General features: G+C 40.9%; 11 protein-coding genes and 1 pseudogene. 7 read left to right on the top strand and 5 right to left on the bottom strand.

All coding sequences use genetic code 11. The annotated features are described in order from the left end of the window. Window positions 1–11: 11 nt before the first annotated feature. Window positions 12–1,448: a sodium/glutamate symporter gene (locus ACM0OS_RS19570; RefSeq protein WP_414544868.1), complete on the bottom strand. Its 1,437-nt coding sequence runs from the start codon at window positions 1,446–1,448 to the stop codon at window positions 12–14. Window positions 1,449–1,944: 496 nt separating this feature from the next. Between ACM0OS_RS19570 and ACM0OS_RS19565 the strand changes: the two are divergent. After that, a pseudogene (locus ACM0OS_RS19565) lies at window positions 1,945–2,037 on the top strand (Uma2 family endonuclease); the annotation flags it as partial. A gap of 178 nt (window positions 2,038–2,215) precedes the next feature. Here ACM0OS_RS19565 and ACM0OS_RS19560 read toward each other — a convergent pair. The 4 genes from ACM0OS_RS19560 to ACM0OS_RS19545 form a co-directional block, all read right to left on the bottom strand. Then, window positions 2,216–3,253: an ABC transporter ATP-binding protein gene (locus ACM0OS_RS19560; protein ID WP_414544867.1), complete on the bottom strand. Its 1,038-nt coding sequence runs from the start codon at window positions 3,251–3,253 to the stop codon at window positions 2,216–2,218. Between the two features lie 8 nt (window positions 3,254–3,261). Further along, complete coding sequence (locus ACM0OS_RS19555; protein WP_414544866.1) at window positions 3,262–4,881, bottom strand: ABC transporter permease; 1,620 nt, start codon at window positions 4,879–4,881, stop codon at window positions 3,262–3,264. A gap of 2 nt (window positions 4,882–4,883) precedes the next feature. Continuing rightward, window positions 4,884–5,876 (bottom strand): iron ABC transporter substrate-binding protein, encoded by a 993-nt coding sequence (locus ACM0OS_RS19550; protein WP_414544865.1) that lies wholly within the window; start codon window positions 5,874–5,876, stop codon window positions 4,884–4,886. A gap of 169 nt (window positions 5,877–6,045) precedes the next feature. Next, window positions 6,046–7,080: an iron ABC transporter substrate-binding protein gene (locus ACM0OS_RS19545; RefSeq protein WP_414544864.1), complete on the bottom strand. Its 1,035-nt coding sequence runs from the start codon at window positions 7,078–7,080 to the stop codon at window positions 6,046–6,048. Between the two features lie 587 nt (window positions 7,081–7,667). On the opposite strand from ACM0OS_RS19545, the gene ACM0OS_RS19540 reads away from it, so the two are divergent. The 6 genes from ACM0OS_RS19540 to ACM0OS_RS19515 all read left to right on the top strand — a co-directional run. Beyond that, window positions 7,668–8,288 (top strand): alpha/beta hydrolase, encoded by a 621-nt coding sequence (locus ACM0OS_RS19540; protein WP_414544882.1) that lies wholly within the window; start codon window positions 7,668–7,670, stop codon window positions 8,286–8,288. Window positions 8,289–8,442: 154 nt separating this feature from the next. Then, entirely contained in the window at window positions 8,443–8,655 is a 213-nt protein-coding gene (locus ACM0OS_RS19535; protein WP_414544863.1) for a DUF2555 domain-containing protein, read from the top strand. 68 nt (window positions 8,656–8,723) lie between these two features. Continuing rightward, window positions 8,724–9,959, top strand: coding sequence for a bifunctional phosphopantothenoylcysteine decarboxylase/phosphopantothenate--cysteine ligase CoaBC (gene coaBC / locus ACM0OS_RS19530; protein ID WP_414544862.1), 1,236 nt, complete (start codon window positions 8,724–8,726; stop codon window positions 9,957–9,959). Window positions 9,960–10,106: 147 nt separating this feature from the next. Continuing rightward, window positions 10,107–11,627, top strand: coding sequence for a hypothetical protein (locus tag ACM0OS_RS19525; protein ID WP_414544861.1), 1,521 nt, complete (start codon window positions 10,107–10,109; stop codon window positions 11,625–11,627). Next, window positions 11,611–15,036, top strand: coding sequence for a hypothetical protein (locus tag ACM0OS_RS19520; protein ID WP_414544860.1), 3,426 nt, complete (start codon window positions 11,611–11,613; stop codon window positions 15,034–15,036). The genes ACM0OS_RS19525 and ACM0OS_RS19520 overlap by 17 nt, the downstream gene beginning before the upstream one ends. 2 nt (window positions 15,037–15,038) lie before the next feature. After that, window positions 15,039–16,943: pPIWI_RE module domain-containing protein (locus tag ACM0OS_RS19515; protein ID WP_414544859.1), on the top strand; the 1,905-nt coding region annotated here is incomplete at its 3' end.

Here is a 16,943-nt window from a genome sequence, read left to right as displayed (position 1 = left end):
ACTTCCACCAACTAAATTTTGCCTGGCAAGTCCAACTTGCGTAACTGCCGACAGTTATAGAAACCAAATACCAACCAGAATGCCAGAATCACTGATGTTAATAGCAAAACTGGTACAGGGCCAAACTGAACAACTAAAGGTGGTGCAGCCGCAGTAAATAAGCCGCCACCCACAATAGGTTCAAACAGTAATTGTTTATAAGCAAAACTTTCAAAAGCACCAGAACGGTTATCGGGATCTACCATTCGCAATAACAATAAGCCAGTGGAAGTCACACCCATCGATTGTCCCATGTCACCAATGCCACGTTCAAACCAATAAAAAGGTAGTAGACGCGGGCCTAAAAAGACGAAGGCGCAGATATTCCACGCAATACCAGCCACAGACAAAATAATGAAGGGAGCTAGATTGTCACCCAGTACCGACAGAGAAATACTAGCTAAAGCCGTCACAATGGTAATATCTAATGCCAGTCCACCAATTCGCTCCATGAGGACACGGCTAATCAAATAGGTGCGTCTGGTGCGTACAAGTATATACTGCACAATAATCCCACCAATGAGGGCAATGGGGAACAAGGGTACGTAGGGCATCAATAGTAATCCAGTTTGTCCCCATGTGACTGATTCTAGCCAGCGCACTGCTTCTAAAATTAACCAGCCAAATGCCACAGCTAGTCCCACAAAACCAAAATTGAGTGACAAAGGATCAATTAGTAAGTCCCGGAATAAATTTTCTCTAGCAGTTGTCACACTGGGGTGTTCATCTTCTATCTGACTTTCTGGATTTTCTAAGTTAACTATTGGTTCACGGCTGACTTGGACACGTCCCGTGCGGCGTCCCCAGTTAATTAAAAACGTACCTGCAACTACTCCCGACACAAGCCCTACTGTTGCTAAAGCTAAAGATAAATCAGCACCAGCAGGAAACCCTAAATCTGTGAAAGTTTTCGCCATCCCGGCTGATGTACCATGTCCTCCTTCAAAGGCGACTTCAATTAAACAGCCGACAATGGGAGGCAACCCAAAAATAGGCGTTAATACGGTAATAGCTAGTAGCAAACCTACCACATACTGCCCCCAAGCGATCGCCTGACCTAAAGCCACCTGGGGCGCAGCTTTCCGCCAAAATTCCTGTAAACCCGGTACGTACTGTCCGAGAAATAAGGTGGCAAAAACAATGTTAATAAAAATACTAGGAGACTGTGACCACACTGCCTGGATATTTGCCGAAAATATGCCTGCAACTAAAGGTGAATCGGGATTAATAGCTTGAACAACTGCACCCAACGCACTTCTACCTAGTAGTAAAGCAAGTATACCAGCAACAATGGAACTAGGAATGTAGAGCGATCGCAATGCCCACAGGCGTTGTCTAATTAACCGCCCCACGAGGATTAATATAGCGATGAAAATATAAGCCCAGAATACATCTATCAGATTAAACATTCTTACTTTACAGTTGCCTTTAGCAGCTTTGCCCAATTAGAGAATTAATTGTATCTTTTGATTCTCCATGAGTCTTGGCATCTTGGCAACAACCGACCGCAAAGCGGTGTTTCCCCACTCTCTAATTACATTGATTATTGCCAAATGTTAGGTGCGATCGCCGCTATGATCAAGACAATCTTTAGGATGTAGCTAACGAACACACTACGGTTTAGCAGACCATCCCACAGGTAGGCTCGTCGAAGTTTAATAAAGAGGTAAGTAGAACAGGGTAAATAATTAAAGGTTTGTAGTGAGAACTTTAGTTCTCAAATCAGGACTAAAGTCCTGACTACGAACTGAACTTCAATAATTTACATTACTTTACATAGTTTGGTTTTTTCAAGTCGTTCTACTTATACGCTTGTGGGTATCAGCCCAACTCCCATCAATCCCAGTGTTTTCAATCGGTATTTATCAGCCAAAATATTGTAGTAAAAGAGGGGGATGAATATTTATGCTTTTAGAGTTAAGACAATTGAGGATTCAACCGGGACAGCAACTGTTACTTGAGGACGTTAGTTGGCAGCAATTTGAAAATATTTTGGCAATATTTCGATAATTGAGCTAGTCAATCAATACGTTCAGCAAAGTCAAGTTGTTGGTAGCAGCCAAGCAATTCAAGCTTTTAGAAATTGGCTGCGGGATAATATTTAATTGGTATGGGTTATTTTGACGCGAACAATTCAACCTAAATCTACATCTAAATTCATTCAAACCTCTAGAGCTTAAGAAAAAACCTTTACCGCATCACCCACTATAGATACCTGTACAGGTGCGCCTACAGGTAAGGCTAAATCAGTGATTGTCCGAGCATGAAGTTCTTGCCCAGAAGCAGTTTTTAAACAATATAGATACTCACGCCCTAAAAACCGGCGGCTGCGAATGACTACGGAAGAATCGTTAGCTGGTTTTAAAATAAAGTCTTCTTGGCGAATCATAATTTCGCCTGTTTCCGTAGCATGATTAACTGGTAACTCAAAACTACCAACTTCAGTTTCCCATAAATTACCTTGACGACGGGCAGGTAGGAAATTTGCTTGTGTAACAAACTCAGCCACAAATCTAGAGGCTGGATGAGTATAAATTTCTTCTGGTGTACCTAGTTGTTCTAAGTGTCCCTGTCGCATCACACCTACAACATCAGAAATAGCTAATGCTTCTTCTTGATCGTGCGTTACAAAAATGGCTGAAGTACCAGCTGCTTTGAGAATATCTCGAATTTCTTCGCGCAATCGTAATCTCACTTGGATATCGAGATTACTTAAAGGTTCATCTAAAAGCATGAGTTGCGGTTGGGGTGCTAAGGCGCGGGCTAGGGCGACTCGTTGCTGTTGTCCACCAGATAGTTCATAAGGGTAGCGTTTTTCTAAGCCTTCGAGTCTTACCAGTTCAATAACTTCGCCAATACGTTTTTGTATTTGCTGTTTACTAGCTTGTTTCAACCCAAAGGCAACATTTTCTGCCACGGTTAAATGAGGAAACAAGGCATAATCTTGAAACACAATGCCGATGTCACGCTGTTCTGCGGGAACACAAATAGAGCGATCGCATACTACCTGTCCGCCTATTTCAATTTGTCCTGATTGCAGGCGCTCAAAACCCGCAATTAGTCGCAACAGGGTAGTTTTACCACAACCAGAGGGGCCGAGCAATCCCAAGACATCCCCTTGTTGCAATGTTAAAGAAACGTTATTCACAGCAGGAGAGGGATTGTCAGCAAACTGCTTGGTGACATTCTGTAATTGAACAATTGCTTGTTGCATAGTGAGAATTAGAGTTTGGTTTTGATTTCTACTTGGGGTGTGACTTGCTCTTTTTTGATGTTTTCTTGGGATAGCACCAATAATGTTGAACCCATAGACACCAGTAGCATTGCTAAGGATGAGGCCGCAGCATCAGCAAAATCTACGTTTTCTGTGGCTTGCCAAATTTGTGTGGCTAAAGTGCCAAAGCCTATGGGTGCTAGCAGCATGGTGGCTGGTAGTTCTTTAATGGCTGTGAGAAACACCAATACTGCACCACTCAATACACCAGGCCTAACTAAAGGTAGGGTGACTTCTCTTAAGGTTTGCCAAGAATTTCTGCCTAAGCTGCGTGCTGATTCTTCTAGCTGGGGATTGACTTGTAATAAACAAGTGCGTACTGTGCCGACTGATTGGGGTAAAAATAATACTAAATATGCAAATATCAGCATTGGCAAAGTTTGATACATGAATGGCAAGTAATTTGCACCAAAAAATACCAACGATAAAGCTACAACAATTCCCGGTAAACCAAAGCCTACATAGGAACAGCGCTCAATAATAGCCGTAGTTCTTGTGGGAAATCTGACTGATAAAATTGCTATAGGTAAGGCAAATATAGTAGTAGCTACAGCGGCTAGTCCAGCTGCGGAAACTGAGTTGAGGATGCTGGGTAACAAATTAGGAAAGTTGTAGCCACTATTAAGTCCGCGAATTAACCAAAATAAGGTAATACCTACTGGTAACACGACACCGAAGCTAGTGATCAGTAAGCAAAAAGCCATAGCTGGCCATTTCCAAATTCCCAACTTGACAATTTTGGGTGGACGCAAAGAAGCAGAACCACGACTGTAATATGCAGCCCGCGATCGCACTCGATATTCTAGCCATAAAATTAATAATACTAATGCCACCAACATCAGCGCCAAAACTGCTGCTGTGTTGCGGTTAAAGCTGGCTTTGTATTGAATGAAAATGGCTCTGGTAAAAGCATCAAACCGCATCAGCGAAGGTGTACCAAAGTCACGTAATGAATACAAAGCTACTAACAATCCCCCCGCAACCATTGATGGTTTTAATTGGGGTAAGACTACTTTAAAGAAACTTTCTCTACTGGTATAACCCAAACTGCGGGCGGCTTCCTCTATAGAAGGATCTATACCTTGTAAACCAGAACGCACACTTAATAGTAGATAAGGATAGGTAAATAAGGTGATGGCTAAAACTGTCCCCGGAAAACCATAAATAGAAGGTAATTCTTCTACTCCCAAAGGTTGCAGCAATAACTGTAAAAAGCTACCTCTTGGCGCTAAGGTGGCAATTAAAGCAAAACTACCCACATAGCTAGGAACTGCTAAGGGTAGTGTGGTTGCTATTAACCAAAAGTTTCTGCCTGGTAAATCTGTCCGTACAGTTAAAAATGCCAATGGTACAGCAATCAGTGTGGAAAATAAAGTCACTGTGGCTGCCATTGCGGCACTGTTGAAGAAAATAGTGATATTGCGGGGACGAGATATCAATTCCCAAAACTCATCCCCACCAATACCTACAGCACGGATCACCAAGTATACTAAGGGCAAAGTAATGGCAACTGCTACTACCGCCGCCGCTAGTATCAGAAATAATGGAGGGCGAACCGAGGATTTCAACTTTACAAAACTCCTGCCTGCTGTAATAATTCTAATGTTCCTGGCAAATCGTTTAAGTTTGTCAGGTTCACGTTGGGTGTCTTAATCTGACTTAGTGGTAATTGATTCGCTGGCCCTGCGACTCCTGAAACTACAGGATATTCATTAGTCTGTTTGGCAAAGTAAGTTTGTGAACTTGGTTTGAGCAAGTAGGCAATGAATTTTTCCACTGCGGCTTTTTGCTTGGTTGAGTTCATGATGGCCACGCCGGCGATATTAATCATCGAGCCTGCGTCTTGATTGGTGTAGTGATGAGCTACAGGAAATTTCGGATTATCTTTGAGGAAGTTAGCTAAATAGTAGTTATTTACTAAACCAATTTGAGTTTCTCCGCGTCCTAAGGCTTCTACTATGGTTGTATTATTGCGATAATCTTGGACTTGATTAGCTTTCATGGCTTTTAACCATTGTAGAGTCTTTGGTTCTCCCTCTAGTACCCGCATAGCGGTGACAAATGACTGAAATGAGCCGTTAGTTGGGGCCCAAGCGACTTTACCACGCCAGTTTGGTTTTGTTAAGTCCCAAATTGATTTTGGCAGTTCTGCCTTTTTAACTAAATTGGTATTGTAGTTCAGTACACGGGCGCGTCCAGAAATACCTAACCAATGTCCTTGGGGAGAACGAAAGCGCGAATCTACTTGGTTGAGCAAGTTAGATGAAATTGGTAGCGTGAGCTTTTGTTTTTCTAGAGTTCCTAAAGCCCCCGCATCTTGAGCAAAAAACAAATCTGCGCGCCTATTTTTACCTTCTTCTACCAGGGCGATCGCTAACTCAGCCGTATCACCATATCGTACTTGGATATTCATTCCCAAGTCTTTTTTGGCTGTTTCTAACAACGGCGCAATCAGTTTTTCTCCTCTACCTGAATAAATCGTCAGGGTTTGTGTTTGTGCATCTACACTCAACCCTATCCCCCAGCTGAGCATGAAAGCTAGAGTTCCAGCTGAAGCCTTCATTAATGGTAATGTTTTCAATTTCCCAGACTCCGTTTTCCCTTAGTAGGAAGTTTTTGCAATAATTTTGCTATTTTTTACTATTACCATTAACTTGTACTGGTAAGCAAGAAAACTTTTGAAAGAATTAATTTTTTCTTGGCATACCAGACTTCAAGCTGTTGATAACAGTCTAAATAACTGCTACTTGCTGCAAAAGTTTTAATGTATTATCCAAATCGTTGAGGTTACTCAAATCGATTTTTTTGGCTTGTGTTTGCAGTTGAGTGAGTGATTTTAGATTACCTTTAGGTTCAACTCCCGCAGCTAAAGGATACTCAAATGTTTGACTAGCAAAGTAGTTTTGAGCATTTTCATTCAGCATAAATTCGACAAATCTTTGGGCAATATTTGGATGGTTAGCAGTGTTGAGAATTGCCACACCAGCGACATTTACCAAAGAACCAATATCTTCAGTGAAATGATGTTCTACTGGAACGTCAGGATTATCTTGTTTGATGCGCTGCAAGTAATAGTGATTGACGAATCCTACACTTGCTTCGCCACGAGACAATGCTTCTACTATTGATGTATTGTTGGGAAAAACTTGAGGATCATTAGCTTGAATACCTTCTAACCATTCCCTAGCGCGTTCCTCGCCCTCAGCAACTCGTAAACCTGTGACAAAAGATTGAAATGAGCCATTGGTGGGGGCCCAAGCAATTCTTCCTTTCCATTTTGGATCAGTAAAACCGAAGATAGATGATGGTAATTCCTCAGCTTTGACTAAATTAGTGTTGTAATCAACTGTACGCACTCTACCCGTAACACCTATCCATTGCCCCTCTGGAGAACGATAAGCACTATCTACCTGATTCAGCAATGATGTTGGTAACTGTACTGTTCTCCCTGCCTTTTGCAAAGCGCCGAGAGCGCCTGCATCTTGACCAAAAAACACATCAGCCGGACTATTTTGTCCTTCTTCTAAAATTGCTGATGCTAACTCAGCCGTATCACCATAGCGGACTTGAACTTTAGCATTAGTTTGTTGTTCAAACTGCTTAATTAGTTCACCAATCAGCTTTTCGTTGCGCCCTGAATATACGACTAATTCGTTTTCTAACTCAGTGGCAGCTTGATTTTGATTAGGATTAGCATCACAAGCGATCACTAATCCACCACTAGCCGTTGCTAGTCCCACTACATAAATAAATTGGCGACGCTTCATTATTCCTCCGATAACAAAAAACTATTACATCAAATATTTCTTATACAAGAAATAGTCTTGTATTAAAAAACCCAGTTTTTCACATTACAGAATAAGCAAAATAATAGTGATTTTCATAAACTAATTATTTTACTTGTTTCTTGAATTATGTCATTTTTTTATCATATATTATTGATAATTAATATAAATAAAACTCCAATAAATACTTGATAATAGTTTCTATTAAATCAAAAAGGTTGCTAAAAAGCAATACAGATAGGAATTATTCTCTAATGCTAATTGGGTGTGAGATATCAATCATGTTGTCAAATCAACGCCAGTTCCTACTCTGCGAGAAGCCGAGCAGAGCGCGTCTACAAGTCGGCGTAGCGCAAGAGCGGACTTGCTCCCCTGCAAGGCTACGGTGTACATATCAGCCTTTAAAGGCTTAATTCTTCGTTGGTAATTAAGCATATTTAAGCCCCTCTCTGCGTCGGAGAGGGTTTGGTGAGAGGTTCATCGAACTCACGATATATCAGGGCGGGGACGCTCACTGGGATCATCTAAACTAGTATTTACTCAAAGAGCATAAATTTAGGAGTAAACCTCTGTCTCTGCAAATTATTAATGTTCCCCCCTCCACTTCTCAACCACCCACAGGTTTAATCGTCTGCTTACATGGTTGGGGAGCTAATGCTGAAGATGCAGCATCTTTATTACCTTTTTTCAACTTACCAAATTACCAGTTTATATTTCCCAATGCCCCCTTTCCTCATCCTCATGCGCCTACAGGTAAGGCGTGGTATGACTTGAGAATGGAGAATATGTATGAAGGTTTGGCAGAAAGTAAGCAAATGCTCATAGATTTGCTGCAATCTTTAGAAAGTACTACTGGCGTGCCGTTATCCCGCACGATTTTGAGTGGATTTTCTCAAGGTGGGGCCATGACTTTGGATGTAGGATTACAATTGCCCCTAGCTGGATTAGTAGTGATGAGTGGATATTTGCATCCCGATGTAGTCACAACAGCTAAAAGAGATTTTTCCCCAACAATAATTATGCATGGTAGGTACGATGAAGTTGTACCACTGCGAGCCGCCTTAAAAGCACGAGAAACAGCAGAATCTCTGGGAGTTGCCGTAGAATATCACGAGTTTGACACAGGACACGAAATTAGCCCACAAATGTTAGAAATGCTACGAACATTCGTAAACAACGCTATTGCGTAGTCTGGAGTACAAATTCTTGCCAAAATCTGGTAAAAATCCTGAAAGTTTTTAGGAAATACATGTCCTCTAATGAGTAAGATAGATTGGGTGGGTGCGTTAAGCGCAACTTAACCCGTGCTGAGTGCGAATTCTGCATAAGGGAGGGGCAAGCATTATGAAAACTCTAAGCATTTCCCAGAAAGAAATTTCTGCTATGACTACAGCAGATGTGGAAGAGTTGGCTAATCGTCTGGAGCTAGATAATTACAGCAATGCTTTTGAGGGTTTAAATGATTGGCATCTACTGCGAGCGATCGCGTTTCAGCGTCCGGAGTTAGTAGAACCTTATGCCTATCTGTTAGACTTAGAAGCCTACGACGAAGCGTAACAATTAATTTTGGATTTTGGATTGGGGTTAACTAGCTAAAATCAGAGATATTGATCTGTACTGTGCCAATGCCGTCTGCGTTAATTCCCCAATCCTATATTAACCATCCAAAATTGAATAAGGTTCTAATTGGTGTAGGCGGCGGTATCGCCGCTTACAAAGTCTGTGAAATAGTTTCCACGCTATTTAAAACTGGTGTAGAAATCCGGGTAATTCTCACCCATTCTGCACAAAAATTTATCACGCCTTTAACTTTAGCTACCTTATCGCGTCATTCTGCATACACAGATGATGATTTTTGGCAACCAATTCACTCACGTCCGCTGCATATCGAGTTAGGTGAATGGGCAGATTTGTTAGTTATTGCACCTTTAACGGCGAATACATTAGCCAAACTCACTTATGGGATGGCTGACAATTTGCTGACAAATACAGTCCTAGCTTCAACCTGTCCCGTGTTGTTAGCACCAGCCATGAATACAGATATGTGGGAACAGGCGGCAGTACAACGAAATTGGCGACAGTTACTCACAGATAACCGATATCATGGACTGGGTACAGCATCCGGTTTATTAGCTTGCGATCGCATCGGTGCTGGGAGGATGGCAGAACCTCCAGAAATTGTCACTTACATTCAATCGTTATTACACACCTGTGGCAAACGCGATTTAATTGGTAAACGTGTATTAATTAGTGCTGGGGGGACACAAGAATATCTTGACCCAGTGAGATATATTGGCAATCCCTCCACGGGTAAGATGGGACTAGCCTTAGCACAAGCAGCATGGCATCGCGGGGCAAATGTGACGTTAGTTCATGGCCCAGCTAACTGGGATGTGCCTTTAGGAATGCAAGCAGTACCTGTGGTTACTGCGGAAGAAATGCAGCAAGTAATGCAATCAAATTTACCTCATGCTGATATCATCGTCATGTCCGCCGCCGTAGCAGATGTCAAACCCCGATACTATAGTACAGAAAAATTACCCAAGCGATCGCTTCCCCAAACCTTACCGCTAGAACCAGTACCAGATATCATTGCTCAATTAGCAAAACTCAAACAACCCCATCAACGTTTAATCGGGTTCGCCGCCCAGACAGGAGATATTATCACTCCTGCAAAAGAAAAGTTGCAGAATAAGAACTTAGATATTATTGTTGCTAATCCTATTGATAAACCTGACAGTGGTTTTGGCAGTGATAATAATCAAGCCATATTTTTAGATAAGCAAGGACGACAAATAGAAATTGCACCTTGTTCTAAATTAGACATGGCGCATCATTTGTTTGATTTTGTTTTATTTTGACAAAGTTCCCTAATCCCTCGTTCTCCAATCTTCAGTAGCGCGCCAAGACACAAAAAGTTCTGTTTGCGTCGTGTTGGTGTATTGACATCTATAATTACATCATTTAGTGTAAACAGTAATTAATGTAAAAAATATCTGATTACAGTTATGTACTTTGAAAACGTGCGTCAATGGCAGGGAACTGCGGATGTACTTACAAAAGAACTTAAACGCCAGATTGAACACCTTAAACTGTCAATCGAACCACCAGCCTTACGAACCGTGCGGTCATGGAGAGCAAAGCAACTTTTATCACAACCTAAAGGGAGAGAATTTGGCTTTCGTCAAATTTTAGAGGGATTGGCAACAACTTTACTACTAAAGAAGGGTTGGACACTAGCAGCGATCGCTCAAATTTTACCGTCTTTCTCAGAAGAGACTTTGGAGATCCAAATTCTGGCAGAGGCTCAAGGTCAAGACCCTACATGGCTACCCACAATTACTGCAACTCCTTTACCGTTACCGACTGGACACAGACCAGCAATACATCTGGCAGAAGATGCTGTAGTTTTGTTTGCACAAGGAATTATTCGCCAATATGACCGAGTGCTACCGGGTCAACAAATTGTTCGTCAAGAGGATAGTACATTGCCGCCAGAACTCTATCAAGCAATGTGCAAATTAGGTCGTTTATATATTGAAGAAGGACAATGCGATCGCGCGGCTTGTGTACACACTGTTTTGGATAACGCACGCTACCCGCTTGGTTCTGAGCGTTGGGGGTTAGGAATTTTTAGCCAATCAGACTTTCGCTTTGCTAACGCAACCATCATTGATCCAGATTTGCGAGTTCCTACCTCAGACTGTGCAGAGATTGCCAACCTCAGTGGCGGTTTTGGGGAAAATAATGTCATTGAACATCGGCTTTATACTGAGTTATGCGATGCAACTCAAAGGTTGGGCGGCCGTCGTCAACACAAAGCTTACACTGCATTACGAGAGTTGCTGGGTAGGTATTCCCTAATAGGACAACGTCAACTATTTGATTATTTAGTTGACAATGACTTAACTCCTTTACAGGGAATGATCATTGATAGATTTTTCGACCTAGTACCGGATATTTGGCTAATTGATGGTTTAGCACACCGTTGCGCCCACTGTGGCACACTTATGCGACCTCACCCTAACAATAGACTTTTTGCACAAGGGCGTTGTCCTATTCGTCAGTGTATTGGTCATGAATTGCCAAAAGTATCTGAGAAACTAGATCCCGACAAAGATATTTTACGAATTGCCAAGCCGCAAATTCTTACTTACTGGACAGGCCCAGCAATTGATGAATTAAAGATATTTGATACAGCTAGAGAAAACGGACTAGATGCTGAACTTTATCCAGAATCGGATTTATGCGATATAGCGATTAATGAAAAAGCTATTGGCATTGATGCTAAGTCTTACACAAGTCCGGTGACTTTAGCTTTGCGGCTCAATCGTAGTATTGGCGGTCTGATTTATTATCGTCGTCGGATTTTGGCTGTGAGCGATCGCTTAATTGAGGATAACCCAAGCTACATTTCCACCCTCAAATCAACACTCGATAAAAAAGGTGATGCGGCGAGTTTAGAAATTATGTCAGTTTCCTCAGTCATTGATTTTTTAAAGAAGATGCCTTATGCGAACCAAACCTGATTTTTGGAAAGGTGCAGAGCGAATTTGTTGGCTTTGCGTCTTCATGGAAGAATTTATCGGCACTAATTCACTAGAGTATGCACCAGTAGTTATGTCAGGCATGGCCAGCATTTTAAATGCACCTGCCTTTGCACAAGCTCGTCAAGCTATTTTCAATATGCGGCAGATGTCACTGGCTTATGTAACGCACCAATCAGTGAAGCACGCGATCGCTCTCTATAACAATTATCATTACTCCAACAATACTCAAGGGACGTATGAAATTGATATTGAAACACTTCACTTTCAAAGGACTGACGCTTTAGAAGATTCATTAATTACAAAGGCGCGGCAAATTCTCAGTACCTCTTTGCCATACGATAACTATAGTTTTACAGTTGCCGATCCTCGTCAGCCAATGGCTGTGGCGTTAGGTGAAGACTCAACCTCCGTGAAGTTAGACATTCCGCGTATCTCTGCCCCAATTGCTGCACATCGTACACATTCGCTCAACCGCCAACCAAGAGGAAAGATTCGCATTCCCCTCAAAGAACTGCATGATTTGGCTCGTGAAATGGACAAGCGTGAACAGCAAGATCCTGAGCGACGATTAGGTAATTGGGCTGATCGCTTTGAACGCTTCGACCTGATGGTGTCGGAGGCGGGAAAAGGTCTGCGTAAAGAAGATGATGTGCTGGAATTAGAGGATATCAAGCACTTAATTGGTTTGCCAGGGTCGGGTAAAACAACCTTACTGGTTTTGATAGCTGTCTGGTTGGGGCTACATGACTATAAAGCAATGTTTGTGTTTCCCTCCATTGAAGTTGCTAGACAGTACATGGCTGATTTGACATTTCATCAAGTTAAGGTGGGAATGCTTGTCGGTCAAGGTAATGAAACTCGTCGTCGCCACGCAGATAATATTGCAGAAGCGATCGCTGCTACAGGAAATAATGGTGGTTTTGGTTACACCTTAGAACAGGCAGAAGTTTTTGGTATGAATTGCGTTCTACCAGCTTTTTCTACTGCGGATATGTCTTTGTGGGGCTTTGGTTATGCACCTTGCAACGAGATATTGCAAGGAGGGGGGAAACAGGGAAAGATGAAAAAATGCCTGTGTCCCCTATGGACAATGTGCGGTCGCAACAAAGCACAGCGAGATTTATTGGATGCGAATATTTGGGTTGGTCATGTGCGATCGCTTGATACTCAAATATCACCTCATGCAACTTACGAACAATTACGATATTTTGAATTAATTGCTCGTACCTTTGACCTAGTTGTTTTCGACGAAGGCGACATGGTGCAAAAAGTCTTAGATGATTATGGGGCTGCAACTTTAAGTATTTCTGGCTCAGAACATTCAATTCATAAAGTAATTCTCGAACAAATTCATAATCGCTTTGCTCGTGGTGAAAACTATCGACTATTTGATCGGGATATAGAACTTTATAGTCGTGACTTAGCGGAATTTGGCAATCATAATACCTCTTTGATTACCACCATCCATAATATGTCAGGGTCACGGGTAAAAGAACGCTACGAAAATCAATTGCTGACTGTATTACGGATTGTTAGTGAACTCTTGAATAGTGTTAAAAAATCCACTAAACAAGATGAAATTGATGAACAAGAGGCCAAAACAGAAGTTACCAGAAGTCGAGCGTTAGCTGAATTTTGGGAAAAAGCAGCATATAACGCCTTTTATGACCGCACAGGAGTTAATACCCCTCAAGATTTCAAAGCTGATTTTTGGCCTCATTACATAGGCATAAACAAAGAAACCTTAGAACAGCAATGGAAAAATCTTATTTATCTTTTTCGCCGCTACTTAGCTGAAAATCTGATTAAGTACCGTGATGCAATTGTCCAAGAAATCATTGAATTATTTTTCAAACTCTGTTTTCCCAAGCATCAATTAACTATAGAAGCTGAGGATTTAATTAAATTACTTATAACTGTTACATTCGTAATTTTGGGATATCAGCGAATTGTACCAGGGACAAGAACAATGCTTGCAGAAGGTTTCATTCGTGAATCAGTTATGGAATCAACTGCATCACCAGAACTTAGAAAATTTATTCCAGAAAGTATTTTAGGTTCATTTTCTGGTGTGCGATATAGTTTTTTCAAAGCACTAACAACGCGCACTGCCGCTAGAAATATGGAGTTATCTTACATTACATTTGTAGGTGCGCCTCGGATGTTAATGCACCGCTTTCATCGGTTGTTAGAAGCAGATAATGGACAGACCAGTCCAACTATTTTAATCACCTCAGCTACATCATTTTTACAAGCCAGTCCTGCCTATCATATTAACGCCGGTCCACATTATTTACTCAAACCACATCAGCCAAAAAATCATACATCAGCAAAAAGCACTTATTATTTCAAATGGTTTTCAGATAGTCAACGGGGCGATCAACCTCTACTATACAGTGGCGCAGGCGATCGCAATCTGCAAACACGTAATCTTGAGCTTATGGTAGATGCTCTTGTTAAAGGAGGAACTACTAAATCTGAAATTTATAAAGCGATGAATAAATTTGATACCAAGTCTGGTATTCGTCGCAAAGCCGCTTTAGTTGTCAATGGTTATGACCAAGCACGCGATATCAAAAAATATATCAATACCTATTATCCTGATGTTGGTAGATATACAAAAGCAGTTGTTAAGTCTCTAAGAGAAGGTGAACAACCAAAGGATTTTGTTACTTCTGCTCAATGTGAAGCATTAGGAGATGATGAAAACTGTCACATTTTAATTTTTCCTATGCTGGCAATTGGTAGAGGTGTCAACATTGTTTTTACCAAAGGAGAAAGAAAACTAGATGCAGCAATTGGCTCCATTTATTTCCTTACTCGCCCTCACCCTACTAAAGATGATATGCAGCTTTTGTATAGCTTGACAGGACGAGCAACACAAGAATTTGATAGTCGCGTTTTTAGTGAAACAGAAGATTTGAATGCCATAGCAATAGCTTGGCGACAGTCAAGAAAAGACCTGTGGTTAACTGCCAATAGATTGTTACGTGAACCCTTAATGGCAAGCCGTTTAGGGACTGAACTATTCAAATCATTTACGGCTAATCAAATGGTAGCTATTCTGCAAACAATTGGTCGAGGAATGCGGAATGGATGCCCAGTCTCAGTTTACTTTGTTGATGCAGCTTGGGCTAAAAAATCAACAGAAAGTAAGCCCGATTCTGGACGAGATAGTATGCTGGTTCAGATGCGAATTATTTTAGAAGAATGTGTTAACCATGAAGACCCCGTAATTCGGGAAATTTATCAAGAACTGTATGGTGCATTTCTAGAACCTTTACAGCACCTTAAAGGAGTAATTTATCCTGATGAATTACATTCCTTAGAAGAGTCGGCGGATGAAGAAGCAGGTTTTGACGAGTTTTCACCACTATTGGAGATGTAAAAATGATGAATAACTTTGATAATGAAATTGAATTGGAAGAAGATTTATTTGCAGAAGAGGAAGACGAAGAAACTGAAGGTGATTTCGTTTCAGATACATTGTATATCCAGCAAGGTCAAATCAAATCAATTGAAAAGTTTCCTCTAGCTTTTACAGTACCAGATAAACTACCTCCAATTATAGTCGAGGGTTATACTCTTACTTGGACAAAAGCAGCTTTGCAATGTTTTGGCGAGATTCAACAAGCAGCTAATGTCAAAAATGTTCCTTATGGCTCATTGCGAAATTTTCTACAAATAGTCTTAAAAGATGCAGCCAGAATTGAACCAGAAGTAGGTCTTAGCAAATATGCCTTGTATTGTGCTAAAGGCGAGAAGCCACCAGAACCTTTTGCTTACCTTACTGGTGGCAATGAGAAAGAAATAAATAGAATGCTTCGCCCAATTATTAATGATTGGTTGACAAACTATCTCAAACCATTTACTGAGAAGGAGGATATATCCATAAAGATTATTGATCGCTTGGAAGATTTTCAAGAAAGCGGAAAGTTAATAAAAGTTTCTCCATTTAAATCTCAAGTATTACCTTGGACTTGGGATAAAGAGACAGATACAACTCAACCTAAAGATAAATATGCGTATCGAATGCTTGCAGATTATGTAGCTCGTGAAATTGCTGGACAAGTTATTTTTCCAGGGTTAGGCGCGATAAAACGTGTTATTTTCAGCAGTGGTACATTTACTTCTGGTATTGCAGAACTGATTACAGATCCGATTACCTTAGATAACAAAAAAGGAAAATTCAGTTTTGTAGTGAGATTGGAAGTTATTACTTATCCATCCTTACATCAACCTCTATTACAAGTTGAGGTTTCTAAACGTCGCTGGTTAACTCAGTTAAAAGCTCCTGAATATGACCGTAGAAATATTAGCGGCTTCATATTTTCTCAAAAGCATACTGATCGCGCCTTTAGCTATCAAGTAAAATGCGAACGAGATAAAAACAGCAAAAATGGTAAAACTAACAAAGAAGAGAAGGTCAAATTGCTTTGGAGAACAGATAAAGATTTTGAAATCCTACGGAGAAAATTAAATCTGGGGTCATCTTGTAATGGACAAGAAATCGCTTTAGGTTTAGCTTCTACTGATAGTTGTGATGTACTTCTTACTCACCGTAATGGACTACAAGATAATTCAGAAGACGACGAAGAAACTTCAGAGAAATACGGTATTGAAACAGGTGTACCAGAGATTGATAAATTAAATGCGTTTGAAGCGATCGCTCAAATTCTTCAACCATTAGGAATCGAAATATTTAAGGATTACAAAAAAGTACCATCTACCCACAAACTAGATGATACAGCATCACGCATGATTAATCTTCCTACACTGCTGGGCGGTGTTTTGGAAGCTCTTGAAACAAATACCAACTTGGAGTTTACTCCAAAATATCTCGATGAACTCAACGAGAAACAAATTGATGATTTACTAAGTAAATACTTTGGCATTCGTTTAGAAGGGATTCATTCTGGGAGAAAATCGCTTCAATTTAGCCAATACACAAAGAATCAGAGTGATGAACTTCAAGGTCTGATTCAAGCGAACCAAGCAGCAATGCAGAGATTATATCCCAATGAACGACCCTTATTATTTATCTTTTATGAAGCTCATTTACAAACAGAAGTGAAATTGTTGCAGAAGGTTACTCAACTTTTGTGGGGAGACACACTTAAAGTAGAAATTAGTCGCTTGCCAGAAAATACTCATGGGACAAAAGAGATTCTACCAGGAAAAGAGTTGAAGGCTAAAGAGCGATCGCAGAAGCGAATTGAAGCATGGGAGTCCACAGCACAACAGCTTAGTGGTGCAGAAAACTTTTTGGAGTCTCAAGTTGAAAAAACAGTAACA

Source organism: Nostoc sp. CCY0012, from assembly GCF_963920855.1.
In the GTDB taxonomy this organism is placed as follows: Bacteria; Cyanobacteriota; Cyanobacteriia; order Cyanobacteriales; family Nostocaceae; genus Cyanocohniella.
Note: the sequence above shows the minus strand (reverse complement) of the source record. Positions and strands in the feature narration are given on the sequence as shown.